This is a genomic window from Noviherbaspirillum sp. (genome assembly GCF_036846085.1).
Classification (GTDB): domain Bacteria; phylum Pseudomonadota; class Gammaproteobacteria; order Burkholderiales; family Burkholderiaceae_D; genus Noviherbaspirillum.
Genome location: NZ_DAIUCO010000098.1, coordinates 1 through 16,890, shown reverse-complemented (window position 1 = coordinate 16,890; position 16,890 = coordinate 1). Strand labels below are relative to the sequence as shown.

Here is a 16,890-nt window from a genome sequence, read left to right as displayed (position 1 = left end):
TTGCTGCAGGACCGCGTCACACAGGCGATTGTCCAGGCAGACCGGACCGGAAAATCGATGGCGTTGATGTTCGTCGACCTGGACAACTTCAAGCACATCAATGATTCGCTTGGCCACATCGTGGGAGACCGCTTGTTGTGCGAAGTGTCGCACCGACTCAGGCAATGCGTACGGAAGAGCGACACGGTGGCGCGCCTGGGCGGCGATGAATTCGTGATCTGCCTGACGGGACTGGACAGCGGCGACCAGGCCGCGGCGCTCGCGCAAAACGTCCTTGCTGCGCTGGAACAGCCGCTGATGATCGACGCGATGGACCTGCATACCAGCGGAAGTATCGGGATCGGCATATATCCAGAGGACGGCGAAAGCGTCGAAGCGCTGATGCGCGCCGCGGACACGGCGATGTATCACGCAAAATCCAGGGGACGCGGCAATTTCCAGTTTTTCACGCCGGCCCTTGATCACGCAGCCCAGCAGCGGATGTCGATCGAGAGCCGATTGAGAATGGCATTGCCGAAAGGTGAATTGCGCCTGCATTACCAGCCCCAAGTGGATATCGCTACCGGCAGGATCGTGTCGGTCGAGGCCCTGCTGCGCTGGCGTCATCCGGGCCGGGGTTTCGTGCCTCCACTCGAATTCATTCCCATCGCGGAAGAAAGCGGAATGATCACCCGCATCGGAGAATGGGTGCTGGACGAAGCATGCGGCCAGTTGCGCCGATGGCGGGATGCCGGTCATGAAGACCTGTGCATTGCCGTCAACCTGTCCGCAAGGCAGATGCTGCAACCCGATTTCGCCGGCCAGGTTCAGGGCATTCTCGACCGCGCCGGCCTGCCCGCCAGCGCCCTGGAACTCGAGATTACGGAAAGCGTGCTGATGCAACCCGGTGAAGAAAGCACCGCGACGTTGAAGCGCCTGTTCGACATGGGGGTGCAACTATCCGTCGATGATTTCGGAACCGGATATTCCAGCCTTGCTTACCTGAAACGATTTCCGATCCATGCCCTCAAGATCGATCGCTCCTTCGTGAGCGGCATCGGCCAGGATCCAAGCGATGCGGCCATTGTCAGCACCATCATTGTCATGGCCCGCAATCTTCGCCTGAAGGTGATCGCCGAAGGCGTAGAAACCGCAGAGCAGGCGACATTCCTTGCGCAAAACAACTGTGAGCTTGCGCAGGGGTATTTCTACAGCAGACCGATCGAGGCACGGGCGCTCGACGCTCTGCTAAACGAAGGATTGATGGGCAAAGTGGTGTAGGACACTTCGAACACCACCGCGAAATGCAATATACCGACACCGAATGATGCCAATCCGGCTGGAATCAGCCAGTGCAAAACCGGACCCCAGAAACCAAGAAGCAAGATGCGGTTCCGGTATATTGCATTCCACGTTGCGTTTGTTCTTCTTCAAAGCATTGACTTGCTTCATTGAACCCCTTCCCTTTGCTTCACTCTCATTACCATGCGATCAATTCGCCCGGCTGCCGCTGGCCGATACGCGGCATGGATGGAGCACATCGTGGAGCAACTCGATCTACTTGATTCATCGGGACCCGGGCACGCGCGCCAGTGGCTGAGCAATCCACGGGCGGCTTTCGAAAACTGGCGGCGCAGCATGCCGCATTCGGAAGGCTTTCTCTATGCCGAGCGATCGGTACGGCAGCACTGTGCGATGTGGCGGCGCTTCATCGACTATCTTTCCCTGCATGAACTCGATCTTCGCTCGGTGCAATCGGATCGCATCGCACAGTTTCTTGATGGCCTGCATGCCAAGGACGGCAGGCCGGCGGAAGATTCCACGCGACGCCGTTACCTGAAGCTGCTCGGCGAAGCGTTCGAGCATCTGAAGAAGGTGGGTCTCCGCCGCGGCGGCAATCCATGCGCGGTGCTCCTCAAGTACTACCGTCCCGCGCCCGACCGCAGCCCGGTCGCACTGGCGTCGCAGGAGGACGATGCCTTCGTGCGCATGGTGCTGGCGACACCGCCACGGTTCTGGCGCGACTATCGCGACCAGGCAATGATGGTTCTCATCATCGGATCGGGCTTGTACACCGCCGAAGTCGTCGGCCTGCAACTCGACCAGATCATGCTCGACGCCGAGCCCCCGTATATCGATATCCCCGCCCACGGCAAGGTGCCGGAACGAAAGGCACCCATCGTGCCCTTTGCCCGGGAACCGCTGCGCCGCTGGCTCGACGTTCGAAAGACCTTGCCCCTGGCAGGCGAACGCACCGTATTCGTTTCCGGCAAGGGCGGCAGGATGCTCCCGGCCACGCTGTACCGCAAGGTGCAGGCGGTACTCAAGGCCAACGGCGCGGCATTGCACCCGCGCGGCGGCTTCGGGCCGCAGGTATTGCGCAACTCCTTCCTTATGCGGCAGCTCGCGAAAGACAAGCCCGTTGAAGTCGTGCAGCAGTGGGCCGGGCACGTCGAGACGAAATCGACCCTGCGTTTCCGCCGGTTGGTCGTGAATCCCGGCGGCATCGAAGCGGAATAGCTTCGCGCATTACCCGGCCCGGCATGGAACCTGCCTGCATCGGGTGATCACCAATGGAGACAAGGCATGCATACTTCACCTCAGAAACTGGATTGCGTGATCATCGGCGCCGGCCCGGCAGGCCTGAGCGCAGCCATGGAGCTTGCCGGCATGCAGCACGCGGTCAGGATTTTCGATACCGGCGCCGTGCCGCCGGCACCCGGCAGCGATCGCGCACGACTGCTTTCGCGCCTGCAGGCGGAGACGATCCGTCATGGCGTGCGCATTAATACCTCCGTCGTGCACCGGATCGAGAAAATCGTCGGCGGCGACTTCTTCTGTTTCTCGGGAGACGAGGCGATTCGTGCGCGAACCGTATTGCTGGCGCTCGATTGCGCGGACGCGCAGCCGCTTCCGGCCGGCTTCAGGCTGGCGATCCGGCGCGGAGCAATCAGGCAATGCCCGCTGTGCGACGGCAGCGAGGCGGCGGGCAAGCGCGTGGCGGTGGTCGGCAACGACACCCGCAGCGTCGGTGAGGCGCTTTACCTGAATCACTTTGCTTCATCCATCGCACTGCTCACGCTGGGACGTCCGCTGCGTTTCGCCCAGCATGACCGCGCGGCATTGCGCGAGGCAGGCATACCCATCGTACAGGACGCGATCGTCAGCGTCGACGTCGAGAAGGAAGGGAATGCATCGCTGCACCTGCGTACCGGCGCCATCAGGCGCTACGACGCTGTCTATGCCATCCCCGGCGACGATACCGGCATCGACCTCGTGCGCAGCCTGGGCCCGGAATTCGACGATGAAGGCCTGCTTGAGGTGAACGGCGAAGGACGAACATCGATTGCCGGCCTGTATGCCACCGGCGCCGCGGCCTGCGCACCGAAGCCGGCGGCAGTGACCGCGAAGGCGATCCACTGCAGCTTGTGAGCGTTTGGAAAGATTTACAGCGGCAGAGACCTTTTTACCGATTGCGAGGCGCGCAACGCGCCCCTTCAAAAGCGGCGTTCAGTGCAGCTTGATGCGCGGCGCGGTCTTGCGGCGCAGCCAATGCACAATCGTATCAAGCACCATCCGCACGAAGCCGAACAGCGCCATCACATGCATCCTGTAAAGCGATGAATACAGCAGCCGCGCGATCATGCCGTCGACCATCATCGTGCCGCCGGTCAGGTTGCCCATCAGGTTGCCGACCGCGCTAAAGCGACCGAGGGAAACCAGCGACCCCTTGTCGCGGAATTTGAAATTCTGCAGCGGCTGCCCGGCAAGGTGACGGCGCAGCTGCCGGTACAGGAAATTCGCTTGCTGGTGGGCCACCTGGGCACGCGGCGGCACCGGCTTGCCGGTATCGGACGACGGGCAGCTCGCGCAATCGCCGAATGCGAAGATATTCGGATCGGCCTCGGTCCGCAGCGTCTGCGCCACCACGATCTGTCCCTGCTTGTTCACCGGCAGGCCGAGCTTCGGCAGGATCTCCGGCGCACGAATGCCAGCAGCCCAGACGATCAGGTCGGCATGCAACTCCTTGCCGCTCGCGGTCAGCACCGCCCGTTCACGGATCTCGGTTACTTTTTCCGAAGTCAGCACGGTGATGTCCATCGTCCGCAGCTGTTCGGTGGTGGCATTTGCCACCCGCTCGGAAAGCGCCGCCAACAGCCTGGGCCCCGCTTCGATGATCGTGATGCGGACGTCTTTCACCGGGTCAAGTTTATGCAAGCCGTAGGCGCGCAGCACCTGAGCGGTGTTGCGCAATTCGGCCGACAATTCCACGCCGGTCGCACCGCCGCCGATGATGGCGATATCCACCTGCGGACGCGCATCGCCCGCATGCTCGCCGATATGGTTTTGCGCACGCATGCAGGCGGCGATCAGGTGTCGGCGAAAGCGCTCCGCCTGCTCGGTGGTATCGAGGGCAATCGCATGCTGCTCCGCACCCGGCACGCCGAAGTAGCTGGTCACACTGCCGATGGAAAGTACCAGTGTGTCGTAGGGGATGTCGCGTTGCGGCAGGATTTCGACGCCATCCACGTCATGGGATGCGGCAACGGTAATGCATTTCCGGTCCCGGTCCAGCCCGATCAATGCTCCCTGCTGGAATTCGAATCCATGCCAGCGCGCCTGGGCAATATATTCAACCTGGTGGGCGTTGAGGTCGAGGCTGCCCGCCGCGACCTCATGCAGCAAGGGTTTCCATAGATGCGTCGGCGAGCGGTCCACGAGTACCGCCTTGATTTTTTTCTTCTTGCCGAGCTTGTCGCCGAGCGCGGTGATGAGTTCGAGTCCGCCGGCACCGCCGCCGACGACCACGATGGTATGCAGGTCGGCAGCCGCCTGCCGGCCGCCTTCAGGTAGAAAGTGTTGAGTCAAAGTAGATTTCCCGGTAAATGCCGAATTGGTTTTCCTGAACGCACCAGACGTGCACATTCACGCCAGGCCGGCGACGCAACAAGCGTGCCGGTCGCAGAAGGAAGACATCCAACTATGAATGTGCCGGTATCCTCTCCCGGCAGGCAAATCAAAAACCGATGCGGCGCTTGCAGACATCCGGCTTGACACGCACGTCCTCCGGCGTCAGCCCGCTCCTGCCCGCCGCGACAGCGAATCCGAGTCCGTCGAGCAAGGCCTTGCGCATTTCGCGCGGCGAAATTTCGGATAATTTATCCAGCACGCTATCGGATAACCCGGTCTCCATCTGTTGCAGCTTCAGCTCCTTCAGCAGCCCGGCATACACTTTCTGTGCAATGGCCGCCGCCTGCTCGGGGGTCGGCGACGGCACCTCGTAGATGGCCATGCGGCTGAGCAAGGCCGGTGGAATGCCTTCCAGGCTATTGGCGGTAAGTACCCAGAATACCTGGCTGGCATCGAGATCGAGATCGATGAATTCGTCATGAAAAGCGCGCGACGTTTCGGGCTCCAGCAACTGGTACAGCGCCGCCATCGGATCGGATTGCGTCGAGCCGGTGGCTTTTTCGACTTCGTCGAGCAATACGACCGGATTGGCGAAACGTCCCCTTACCAGGCGCTCCGCAACCTTGCCGCATTTCGCACCCCGCCAGCTTGATGAGCTGCCGGTAATGACGAAACCCGCCGACAGGGCATTCATGCTGATGAACTCGAATTCGGTGCCGAGTACGCCGGCCAGCCGCTTGCCGAAATGCGTTTTGCCGACGCCGGGATCGCCGAGGAGCAGGACCGGCATGACGTTGAAGCTTGCGCCGCCTGCAAGGGCGAGGCCGAGATAGCGGGACAGATCATCCAGGACTTCGCCGAAGTTGGGACAATCTTCATAGAGCGGATCGAGTGCATCCGCAGTCGAGGGAGTAGTTAGGAACCGTTCTCCGCCGAGTTCGAGCATGTTTCCATAAAATGCTTCGAGCTCGACTGACTTCATCGCGCGCGCCCTCTCCTGCGCGCTCTCGACGGCCTTGGTGTCATATACGGAATGCTGGCGAGCGAGTGTAATGGTCATCGACTGAACTCCTGGATCTTCAACCCTTCCTGGCAAACGGAAGGAAAACATGGGTGCAACAGGCCATGATTGCCAACCACCACCATCTGTACGGCAACATATTTCGTGGATTCACTTTTGCATGGAGATGGTGCATTAATTTATACAACAAAACCCATTGCAAATGCTGTTCCATGTACTAAAGATTGCAGATTTTCAACACATCCGGAAGGTAGTTTGCGTTTTGTTGAAGTTCGTCCAGGTGAACGGTTCAATGCACCGCGGCGGTTCGTACCAGTGCATCAATAACGCAACGAAATCCACCGTCTCTCCCGATCCGTGACACACGATACGCGCTTCTGACGGTGCCCCTGCATCTATGTTCAATGCCGGCGCATGAAGTCATCGCTTTTTCCAACATCGGTGAATGGCGATTACCGCAGATACCGCTGTCGCCGACCGTGTCATCCGCGCTCTATGGTCCGCCGTTGATAGTCATGGCGGCAGCACTCCCGGCACGACTGATGACATTGCTATCGCAGGGCTCCTGTTCGCAAGTACACGACACTTTCGTACGCTTCATTCTGGCTCGACGCGATTGGCGCTGATTGGACGTTGGTATCTGTCTCATCCAGGAACGCGGATTCCCCTGCAGCGATCAGCGTTGTTTGCGCGTCGCAACAATCGGGAGCATCCGAATGCATCGTGTGGGCGGTGATTCATCGACATGGCAGGTATGTCTTGTACATGCAGCGCAGCGAGTCGCATTTACATTCGCTTGTGTACGTTTTCCTTGCACGCATCTTGCTACCTCAAGGGTGGTGCGAAATGGATTGCATATCGGTCATATTGCGAAGATTTCCTTGATCGTTCTCATCATTCGCTTTTTTCGTAGCGCCCTATACTTAAATCGGGCGCATCAGAAACGGAAGATCGTCTCAGATGTCCACAGAATCACGTCCCACCAACTTCACGCGGAGCACATGCGATGTCGAATCTAGATTCAACCAAACATACCGAACAGCAAGAAAATTTTTTGCAGAGCCTGGTGGCTTTCACCAAGAACCACCGCGCGGTGTACTGGTCCGGTCCGCTGTCGCAGTTCCTCGAAGAGATCCTGCCGGCGGATCCGCATGGCGCAGCACGCACTTCGCATCAATATATGTGGGACATGATTCGCTGGATGGGTGGCGAAAACGAGGATGGAAAATTCAGCCGCAAGCTGTTTGACCAGGAATTGTTCGGCATCGACGAATCCATCGACCGCGTCGTCGATTACTTCAAGGCCGCGGCCGCGGGTTCGGAAGTCGGCCGCCGCCTGCTGCTGCTGCTCGGCCCGCCATCAGGCGGCAAATCCACTTTGGTCATCCTTCTCAAGCGCGGGCTTGAGGAATACAGCATGACCGACGCCGGCGCGGTGTATGGGATCCAGGGCTGCCCGGTGCATGAATCACCGCTGCACCTGGTGCCGCATACCTTGCGCGGATCGTTCCGCGAGACGTATGGCGTCGAAATCAAGGGCGAGGTTTGCCCGCATTGCCGCACCCGCCTGGAGAACGATTACGGCGGCGATTTTCTGAAGATGCCGGTGGAACGCATCTTCATTTCCGAAGCCGGCCGCGTGGGAATCGGCACTTACGCACCGCATGACCCCACCACTGCCGACCTGGCGGACCTTGTCGGCTCTGTCGACCTGTCGAAAGTTGCGGAGTACGGCGACGAAGGCGATCCGCGGGCATGGTCATGGTCGGGTGCGGTGTATGCGGCCAGCCGCGGCATGCTGGAAATGATCGAGATCCTCAAGGTCAAGCGTGAATTCCTGTATCTGCTCCTCACACTTACGCAGGAAAAGAACGTGAAGGTGTCGCGCTTCCCGCTGATCTATCTGGACGAGACCATTCTCGCGCACACCAACCTTGCGGAATTCCGCCGCTTTCTGCAGGAAAGCGAGAATGAAGCGCTGCTCGACCGCATGGTGATCATCCAGGTTCCGTACACACTCAATTACAAAGACGAGGCGCGAATTTACAAGAAGCTGATTTCCTCCGCCGCGCCCGCATTCCGGCAGGTGCACCTCGATCCGCATGCATTGCATGCGGCGGCGGTATTCGCGATCCTGACGCGCCTGAACGACAACGACGAACGCGACCTCGAACTGGCTAAGAAGATCCGCCTGTACGCGCACGAGGAAGTCGAAGGCTATGGTCATGCCGACGTAGAGCGCATGAAACAAAAGATGCCGGACGAAGGACTGGCGGGCATCTCGCCGCGCTTCGTGATCAATGCCTTATCGAACGCCATCATTCAATCCAATGTCAAAAGCTTGACCACCATGGATGTTCTCCTGGCGATCAAGGACTCGATCGAGTCGGATGCGCGCATCGATCCGAAGAAGAAGCGCAAGTGGGTTGATTACCTGGTCCTGGCACGCAAGGATTTTTACAACCGCTGGGTCAAGGAAGACGTGCACAAGGCGCTGTTCGTCTCCTTCGAGCAGGAAGCGCAGGACCTGCTCGACAAGTATCTCGACGAGGTGGAAGCGATGCTGGACAACCGCCAGATCAAGGACCCGATCACCAACGAGGAGCGGCGCCCCGACGAACGCTTCCTGCGAGCCGTGGAGGAGAAGATCCATATTTCCGACTCCGGCAAGCAGTCATTCCGTCAAGAGGTGGTCAGGAAAGCGATGGGCGCCTACAAGCGCGGCGAGAAGTTTACGCTCGACAGCCACGCCCAGCTGCACAACGCTGTCCAGCAATACCTGTTTGAACAACGGCGCGATGTATTGCGCCTGGTGAGCTCCACGACCCGCCCCGACGATGAGGTACGGCAGAAGATCTCGGTGGTGGAACAGCGGCTGGTGGACGAGTACGGATACGACAGCCACAGTGCGCGCGAGGCGCTTAATTATGTAACGACACTGATGGCGCAGGAGTGACGTTCGAGATGCCGTCAGCGGTCAGATGATGCATGCAGTTTGTGCTTTAAGGTCCAAATATGGTGAATCACATTACGATGTCCGCTGAGAGCCCGTGGTACGACCTGTTTTCACGCGGGTCGCGCGACTGGCTGCGGCACAACGAAAAAGTGCGCGAGGCGGTGCAGAAGAACCTGCCCAACCTGGTAGCCGGCCCGGATGTCATCACCGGCTCGCAGGACAGGACGGTGCAGGTTCCGGTGCACCTGCTGGAGCATGCGCGCTTCAGGCTGTCGGATTCGAATTCCCAGACGCAGACCGCGGCCGGCCAGGGCAAGGGCAAGCCCGGCGACGTGCTGCGGCAGGCGCAACCCGACATGGGCGACGAAGCCGGCGAAGGCGGCAACAACGATGGTGAAGTGAAACTGCTGCTCGAGTTCAAGGTCGATGACATCATCGACTGGCTGTGGGAGGAATTGCAGTTGCCCGACCTGCAGCCGAAGCGCAATACCAGCATCAATGACGAGGAAATGGTGCGTGAGGGTTGGGACAAGCACGGCGCCCGTGCCCGCCTCGACCGCAGGCGGACCGTAAAGGAAGCAGTGAAGCGGCGCGCCGTACAGGAAAACCCCGTGCCCTTCACCAACGAAGACCTGCGCTTCCGGCAACTGGTGCAGCGGCGCAAGCCCGCGACCAACGCGGTAGTCATCTTCGCGCTGGATGTATCCGCCAGCATGACCGATGCAGAGCGAAAATTAGCCAAGAGCTTCTTCTTTTTCGTTCTACAGGGCATCCGCCGCCGCTATGCGAAGGTGGAAACACGGTTTATCGCGCATACCACGCAGGCATGGGAGTTTTCGGAGCATGAATTCTTCAATGTCAGCGGAACCGGCGGCACCGGGGCGTCCACCGCATTCAAGCTCGCGGTGGATATGATCGAAAGCCAGTACGACCCCTCGCAGTACAACGGCTATCTGTTTTATGCGTCCGACGGCGAGAATTTCACCGAGGACCGGCCAGCCGCGATCGAAAGCCTTACCCGTCTCGGCAGCCTCCTGAACTTTATCGGTTATGTGGAAACCGTCCCGGGTTCGCCCCGTACCAGCGAGACCGAGATGAAGATGCTGTGCGGCGAGATCGAGCGTACCGGCGCACCGATCGGCAGCAGCGTCCTGGCCCGCCATGACGATGTCTGGAAAGCCATCCGCAAGTTCTTCATCCAGCAGGTCGAATAAGGAAATATGTCCCCATGTGCAATTCGATTGATACCCTGAAGGAATATTCCGCGAAGATCGAAGACCTCGCGCGCAAGCAAGGGCTTGACTACTATCCGGTCGATTTCGAAGTCGTGCCCAATAACTTCATGATGGAAATTGCCGTCTACGGACTGCCGGTCCGCATGCATCACTGGTCGTTCGGCGTCCGGTACATCCATCAACTGATCCGCCAGGGAATGGGTCATTCGCGCATTTTCGAAGTGATGTTCCCCGGCGATCCATGCCATGCCTATCTGGTCGACAACAATACCCTGCCGGAAAACACCCTCGTCACGGCGCACGTTCTCGGCCATGCCGATTTCGCGAAGAACAATCACCTCTTCGCGCAATTCATGAAGATGGCGGGCGGCCACATCCTCGAGGAAGCGGCCGCCCGCGCCCACCGTATCGAAATGGCTGTCACCGAGTACGGCCAGGACCGTGTCGAAGCCGTGCTCGATGCGGCGCTTGCGCTGGAGCCGCATATCGATATCAACCGCGAACTGCACCGCGACTTGTATCCAATCGATCATCCGAAGCACGAGGAACCGGTGCTCGACGCCTTTCAGCAGCGTTATCGCAGTCTTCCCGGAGAAAGCGCCCAGCCGGACAAGAAGCCCGCCGCCAAGCGAATCCCGGTCCCGCCCCAGCCTGAGTACGACCTGCTTTGGTTCATTGCACATTACGCGCCGGAACTGGAAGACTGGGAGCGCGACATTTTCCTTGCGGTCCGCGAAGAGTCGTTCTATTTCTATCCGGTATTTGCCTGCCAGATCATGAATGAGGGATGGGCTTCCTACTGGCATGCACGGCTGCTGCGCGAAGCGGATTTCCTACCCCACGATTTGTACCTGTCCGCTATCAAGGCCCACTCCGACGTGGTGCGTCCGTATGCCGCCGAGCGGCAGCTCGCCCTTGCCGTCAACCCGTATCACCTTGGATTTTCGATGTGGGAAGACATCGTCGAGAAGCAGGGACTCGATGCGGCGCGCCGGATCATGAAGGAGGAGGACGACTTTGGCTTCATCCGCAACTACCTCAGCGCCGAACTGATCGACAAACTCGACCTGTTCGTCTATCAGGAACGCGGTGACGGCGACATCCGGATCGCGGAGCGCGAGGTGCATGCCGTGCATGAAGCCATCCTGTCGCCGAAATTCAACTACGGCGCGCCGCGCATCGCGGCACAGCATCTGCATGTCGACGGCAGCCTGCAACTGGTTCATGACCACCAGAGCGACGGCCGGGGCATCGATCTGGCGCGGGCTGAACGGGCGCTGGAATATATCGGACGCGTATGGCGCAGGCCGGTAACGCTGCATACCGTCGGCGATCGTGGCGAGGCGCGGGTGGTGACCAGCAAGCGCCTGTAAGGATTGCAGGCGAGCATACGCGCTGCCGTCTCATGGCAGCGCGTTTTATTTGAGCGAATCGTTTTTACTGCAAGTGCCGGACCACGCTAAACACGGGCGTCGCAAAGCCGGTAAAAATTCCCAGCAGCAAATACAGGCAGGCGACCCCGTGCGCGGTAAGCAGTATGACAATCCATGAGGGATGGTTTTTCATGATGACAGCCATCATCTGCACACACTGAATATGTGCAGTATTGATTAAATAAGACCACGGGGTGCAAATCCCGTTCCATCCCCCTTGTTATTTCCTAGATCAGCTCACACCGGATCGTCGCCGGCTCCTTGCAGATTTTTTGCAGCAGGGATTTCGGAATGACTGCATCGACGTCGGTAATCACATAGCCGATCGCTCCCTTCGTCTGCAGATGCTGGGCGACAATATTGAGTCCTGCCGCCGCGAAATCGGCATTCATCCGCGCAATGACTCCAGGCTCATTCCGGTGCACGTTCAACACCCTGCTCCGCGCTTCCTTTTCCACATGCGGCAGTTCGGGGAAATTCACCGCCCAGCGCGTCGTGCCCGCCTTCATGAACCGCGCCAGTTTGTCCGCCACTTCGCGCCCGATGTTTTCCTGTGCCTCCTCGGTGCTGCCACCGATATGCGGCGTCAGGATCACATTGTCCAGACCGCGCAATGGCGAGACGAATTCTTCCTTCTCGTTACGCGGCTCGACCGGAAACACGTCCAGCGCGGCGCCGGCCAGTCGCTTCTCCATCAAGGCTTCGTGCAGCGCATCGATCTCGACAACACCGCCGCGCGACGCGTTGATCAGCACCGCCGATGGCTTCATCAGATTGATCTTGTCGCGCGTCATGAGGTTCTCGGTTGCATTTCCGCCTGGAACATGCAGCGTGACGATATCGGCCAGTTCCAGCAATTCTTCCAGGCTGGCGGTGGGACGTGCATTGCCGAGCGGCAGCTTGCTCTCGACGTCGTAATAGCACACGCGCATGCCGACGCTCTCCGCGAGAATACCGACCTGCGCGCCGATATTGCCGTATCCGATGATGCCGAGCAGCTTGTTGCGCACCTCGTTCGATCCGACCGCCGACTTGTCCCAGTGCCCGCGGTGGGCGCGCGCATTTTTCTCCGGAATCCGCCGCAGCAGCAGGATCGCCTGGGCGATGACCAGCTCGGCGACCGAGCGGGTATTGGAGAACGGCGCATTGAATACCGGAATGCCACGTGCCGCCGCGGCGCCCAGGTCGACCTGGTTGGTGCCGATGCAGAAGCAGCCTATCGCACGCAGGCGCGACGTCTTTTCCAGGATATCGGCGGTAAGATGTGTAGCTGACCGTATACCGATCATATCCGTATCGGCCAGCGTATCGGCCAGATCCTTGCCGGTCAGCGCCGTCGGCAATTGCACGATGTCGGTAAAACCTTCACTCTTCAAGTGCGCCACGGCGCTCGCGTGGATTTTTTCAAGCAGAACGATTTTTGTCATTGCGTACCTTTTCGTTTGATTTGCACCAAGAGCCTGTCCCGGTAGGGAGCGTCAGGTATGCCGGGACGATTTTAGGCAGAACAAGGCGCTGCGGCGACTCATAGTAAGCTATGGCGAGAAGCTGCAACGCAGTGCTGCACATAAAGCGTCCCTGCCGAGGCAAGCTCTTAGTATAAACAGGATGATCGAATGTCGAGTTTTCAACAGGACGGAAGCAAGATGAATGCAACGCCGCAAGCGACCCAGAAAGCCACTCAGCAGACCGTCACCTCAGTGCACCGATGGACCGACAAGCTATTGACGTTTACGACCACAAAACCCGACGGATATTCCTTTACCGCCGGACAGTATGCGCGAATGGGCCTGCCGGACGAATCCGGCATGATCTGGCGCGCGTATTCAATGACCTCGGCACCGTCGGACGCCGAGCTGGAGTTTTACGGCATCATCGTCGAGGGCGGCCTGTTCACTACCCAGCTCGACGGGATCAAGCCGGGCGATCCCATCTGGATCGAACGGCAACCTTACGGCTTCATGACTGTGGACAGGTTTACAGATGGCAACGATCTCTGGATGCTGTCGACCGGCACCGGCATCGGTCCCTTCATCTCGATACTACGCGACCCATATGTATGGGGCCGATTCCACAACCTGGTACTCGTGCATTGCGTGCGGCATGCAGACGAACTGGCATACAGGGACGAACTGACGGCCCTGGCGCAGAATCCGCCGGGTAATTTATCCAATGCCGGACGCCTGCAGGTCATCCGATCGGTGACGAGAGATGAACCGGCTGACAGCAAAACGCTCAGCGGCAGGATCACCACGCTGCTGCAAAACGGAGAACTGGAGCAAAGGGCAGGACTGCCACTCAGTGTGGAGGGGTCGCGAATCATGCTGTGCGGCAATCCGGAGATGATCGAGGAAACGCGGCGCCTGCTGCACGAACGCGGCATGCGGCCTGTCAGGCGCGCCATCCCGGGGCAATTTGTGACGGAGAACTACTGGTAATCCGCCATCACGCAATTGCATCGACCATCAGATGCTAGCTCTGAATGTACTTTTGGAACACGTCGCTAAAATCGCGCTTCGTATGCCGGTCCAGAACCGCCCTGTTCAGGTTTTCCAGCACCGCATTGAAATTGGTAACGATCGTGGCGGCGCTGGCGCCATCGTTGATCTTGTACATTGAAGCAGTCGCTTCCAGCGTCCGAATCGCGTTGCTTCTCCCGATTTCATCACGGGTCTGCTGTTTGCCGATCGAAAACAGCGCCTTGTAAATATCCTTGACCTGTTCAATGAATTTCTTCCGGATATCGACGCTGAACACTTTGTCACCCAGGGTGAATTTCAATTCCACATCAAGGTCCACCGTGCCGGCCGTTTCGATCAGCGGATTGGAGACGCGGTAACTGGCGTAGTCATACCGCCGGATGGAGCGCTTGGAAGACACCGCCGATTCCCCGTCCACGTGGATAAGTGCGAGATTGGTGAAGCAGTACTCATCCTTGCGCGACTTGATCAGGAAGAAGATCTTCTCTCCGTCTTCATGAAACAGGTAGTCGTCAGCATCGACATCCTTGTAGTTTTCAGGCGTGATAATGACGCCAATGTCGCTGAGTCCCAGCGCGTCCGAGGCTAGTTTCTTGAACATGGTTCCATCCGAAATGTTAGAAATGTTAGGTAAAAGGCGGACTAAGATACCACCAGTCCTCGCGCATCCCGATTTTTTGGAAAGCCCACTGCGACTCTCGATGTATCAGCCGGCAGCGTCGTGCCGTGCAATGAGGGCACGGGCCACCGGCAGCAAACCATCGGGCGACAAGTCCGTCAGGAATACCTTTTCGAGTTTTTCGATTCCCGGGTAATTCTTCTGCGTCGACCGTGCATAGGCAGGATCGTAATGATTGCGCATGATCCGCTCGAAAAGCTCCGGCATTTTTCTTTCATCCGCCAGGAGCCGCCATTCATCGAGCTCCTTTCCTCCAACCAACGGACGAAGATACTCAAGCCGCCCCACGAGCGATTGCGGATCTTCTTCGAAATGACGGTAATCTTCCCGCCACAAGCGGACGCGCTGGCCCATGTCGGCGTCAACCGGGATGATTGCTCCCATGCGCATCGTGCTCAACAGCGCGTCGGGCAACTGCACATTTCCGATTTTCTTGCTTTCCGCTTCCACCCAGATGGGTCGGTCAGTGGAGAACGACTTCAGCTTCTGCAATATCTGGCTGTCGAACAGTTTCTGGGTCGGCTGTGGCGTACCCGGCAACGCGCCGATCACCGATCCACGATGCATGGCGATCTCTTCCAGGTCAATGACCTGGGCGCCGCAGGCCGCCAGCGCATACAGCAGCCGTGTCTTTCCGCATCCGGTCGGCCCCGACAACACGTTGTAGCAAAATTGCGCCGGCACAACAGCGAGCTGCTCATTCACGTAGGCACGATATTTCTTCCATCCGCCCGGCAGGCGCTCGACCTGATATCCGATGGTTTCCAGCGCATCGAGCCAGAGCCTGCTGCGTTTCCCGCCCCGGAAGCAATACACAAGGATATTGCTTGCCGCGTCGTACTTCGACACCGTTTCTTCGAGATGGCGCGCGATGTTCTTCAGCGAGTACTGGACGCCGATCTTGTACGCGCCATGCTTGTTCGTCCGGTGCATCGTGCCGACTTCGGCATACTCTTCGTTGTTTGCCACGGGAAGGTTGACTGCGCCGGGAATATGGTCCTCCTCGAATTCCCTCGGTGAACGAGCATCGATGATCAGGTCGTACTTCGAAAAATCAAACGTAAATTCGGGCGGTTTAAAGTGATTCACAATCTCGGTCCTCGTGTTCGCGCCGCGGCATGTCATGAAAATGCCGTCCGGCGCTGTCGTCGCAATCGGACGATCGCGGCATGTTGTACCACATTCTAATCCATGCATTTTCCGCTGCCGGCCTGCGAAATCCGGGCGCCACAAGAAAAAAGCCCGGTGCATGACCGGGCTTTTTCGACAACGACAGCGGGCTTAGTTGAACGTCTTGCCCTCGGCGGCCAGCTTCGCCAGCAACGGCGCGGGCTTCCAGGCCTCGCCATGACGTCCCTTTGCAAACTTCTCCATCGTCATCACGACGTTCGGCAGGCCGACGGTATCGGCGTAGAACATCGGGCCGCCGCGGAACAGCGGGAAGCCGTAGCCGGTCAGGTAAACCATGTCGATGTCCGATGCGCGCATCGCAATGCCTTCATCCAGGATCTGAGCGCCTTCATTGGCGAGCGCAAATACCAGTCGCTGGACGATCTCTTCATCGCTGATCTTGCGGCGCTCGATGCCAAGGTCGGCGGAGTGCTTGATGATCATGTCGTTGACGACTTGCGATGGATACGGCTTGCGGTCGCCCGGCTTGTAGTCATACCAGCCGGCGGATGTCTTCTGGCCGAAGCGGCCCATTTCGCACAGCAGGTCGGCTGTCTTCGAATAGGTGACTTCCGGCTTCTCGACGTAACGGCGCTTGCGAATGTACCAGCCGATATCGTTACCGGCAAGGTCGCCCATGCGGAACGGGCCCATCGCGAAGCCGAATTTTTCGATTGCCTTGTCCACCTGCTCGGGCAATGCGCCCTCTTCCAGCAGGAAGCCTGCCTGGCGACTGTATTGCTCGATCATGCGGTTGCCGATGAAGCCATCGCAGACACCCGACACAACGCCGGTCTTCTTGATCTTCTTCGACAGTTGCAGCGACGTCGCGAGCACATCCTTGCCGGTCTTCGCGCCACGCACGATTTCCAGCAGCTTCATTACGTTCGCCGGGCTGAAGAAATGCAGGCCGATGACGTCCTGCGGACGCTTGGTGAAGCTGGCGATCTTGTCGACGTCCAGTGTCGATGTGTTGGATGCCAGAATCGCGCCCTGCTTCATCACTTCGTCGAGCTTCTTAAATAC

Annotated in this window: 13 protein-coding genes; 7 read left to right on the top strand and 6 right to left on the bottom strand. The window is 58.8% G+C overall.

Features of this window, described 5'->3' with window-relative positions; genetic code table 11:
- From V7080_RS12975 to V7080_RS12965, 3 genes are all read left to right on the top strand, one after another.
- Window positions 1-1,260, top strand: a 1,260-nt coding sequence (locus V7080_RS12975; RefSeq protein ID WP_334188810.1) for a putative bifunctional diguanylate cyclase/phosphodiesterase, incomplete at its 5' end; no start/stop codon positions are given.
- A gap of 204 nt (window positions 1,261-1,464) precedes the next feature.
- The gene (locus V7080_RS12970) at window positions 1,465-2,499 is read left to right on the top strand and encodes a tyrosine-type recombinase/integrase (RefSeq protein ID WP_334188809.1); all 1,035 of its coding nucleotides are present in this window, start codon (window positions 1,465-1,467) and stop codon (window positions 2,497-2,499) included.
- A gap of 66 nt (window positions 2,500-2,565) precedes the next feature.
- Window positions 2,566-3,411: an NAD(P)/FAD-dependent oxidoreductase gene (locus V7080_RS12965; RefSeq protein ID WP_334188808.1), complete on the top strand. Its 846-nt coding sequence runs from the start codon at window positions 2,566-2,568 to the stop codon at window positions 3,409-3,411.
- Between the two features lie 78 nt (window positions 3,412-3,489).
- Here V7080_RS12965 and V7080_RS12960 read toward each other — a convergent pair whose 3' ends face one another.
- Both V7080_RS12960 and V7080_RS12955 read right to left on the bottom strand, forming a co-directional pair.
- Window positions 3,490-4,848: an NAD(P)/FAD-dependent oxidoreductase gene (locus tag V7080_RS12960; RefSeq protein WP_334188807.1), complete on the bottom strand. Its 1,359-nt coding sequence runs from the start codon at window positions 4,846-4,848 to the stop codon at window positions 3,490-3,492.
- Between the two features lie 148 nt (window positions 4,849-4,996).
- The gene (locus V7080_RS12955; RefSeq protein WP_334188806.1) at window positions 4,997-5,950 is read right to left on the bottom strand and encodes an AAA family ATPase; all 954 of its coding nucleotides are present in this window, start codon (window positions 5,948-5,950) and stop codon (window positions 4,997-4,999) included.
- 1,027 nt (window positions 5,951-6,977) lie between these two features.
- Between V7080_RS12955 and V7080_RS12950 the strand changes: the two genes are divergently transcribed.
- From V7080_RS12950 to V7080_RS12940, 3 genes are all read left to right on the top strand, one after another.
- Window positions 6,978-8,867 carry a serine protein kinase gene (locus tag V7080_RS12950; protein ID WP_334188805.1) on the top strand — a complete coding sequence of 630 codons (1,890 nt, stop codon included), beginning with the start codon at window positions 6,978-6,980 and terminating at the stop codon, window positions 8,865-8,867.
- Between the two features lie 62 nt (window positions 8,868-8,929).
- Window positions 8,930-10,081, top strand: a complete 1,152-nt coding sequence (locus V7080_RS12945) for a DUF444 family protein (RefSeq protein WP_334188804.1) — start codon at window positions 8,930-8,932, stop codon at window positions 10,079-10,081.
- 14 nt (window positions 10,082-10,095) lie between these two features.
- Complete coding sequence (locus tag V7080_RS12940) at window positions 10,096-11,475, top strand: SpoVR family protein (protein ID WP_334188803.1); 1,380 nt, start codon at window positions 10,096-10,098, stop codon at window positions 11,473-11,475.
- A gap of 287 nt (window positions 11,476-11,762) precedes the next feature.
- Here V7080_RS12940 and serA read toward each other — a convergent pair whose 3' ends face one another.
- Window positions 11,763-12,962, bottom strand: coding sequence for a phosphoglycerate dehydrogenase (gene serA, locus V7080_RS12935; protein ID WP_334188802.1), 1,200 nt, complete (start codon window positions 12,960-12,962; stop codon window positions 11,763-11,765).
- A 189-nt stretch (window positions 12,963-13,151) separates the two neighbouring features.
- Between serA and V7080_RS12930 the strand changes: the two genes are divergently transcribed.
- A complete protein-coding gene (locus V7080_RS12930; protein ID WP_334188801.1) occupies window positions 13,152-13,973 on the top strand; it encodes a ferredoxin--NADP reductase in 822 nt (273 codons plus the stop codon).
- 34 nt (window positions 13,974-14,007) lie between these two features.
- On the opposite strand, the gene V7080_RS12925 is transcribed toward V7080_RS12930, so the two are convergent.
- The 3 genes from V7080_RS12925 to V7080_RS12915 form a co-directional block, all read right to left on the bottom strand.
- Window positions 14,008-14,616: a PH domain-containing protein gene (locus V7080_RS12925; protein ID WP_334188800.1), complete on the bottom strand. Its 609-nt coding sequence runs from the start codon at window positions 14,614-14,616 to the stop codon at window positions 14,008-14,010.
- Window positions 14,617-14,721: 105 nt separating this feature from the next.
- On the bottom strand, window positions 14,722-15,783 hold the full coding sequence (gene mnmH, locus V7080_RS12920) for a tRNA 2-selenouridine(34) synthase MnmH (protein ID WP_334188799.1): 1,062 nt from the start codon (window positions 15,781-15,783) through the stop codon (window positions 14,722-14,724).
- A 192-nt stretch (window positions 15,784-15,975) separates the two neighbouring features.
- Window positions 15,976-16,890: 3-hydroxyacyl-CoA dehydrogenase (locus V7080_RS12915; protein WP_334188798.1), on the bottom strand; the 915-nt coding region annotated here is incomplete at its 5' end.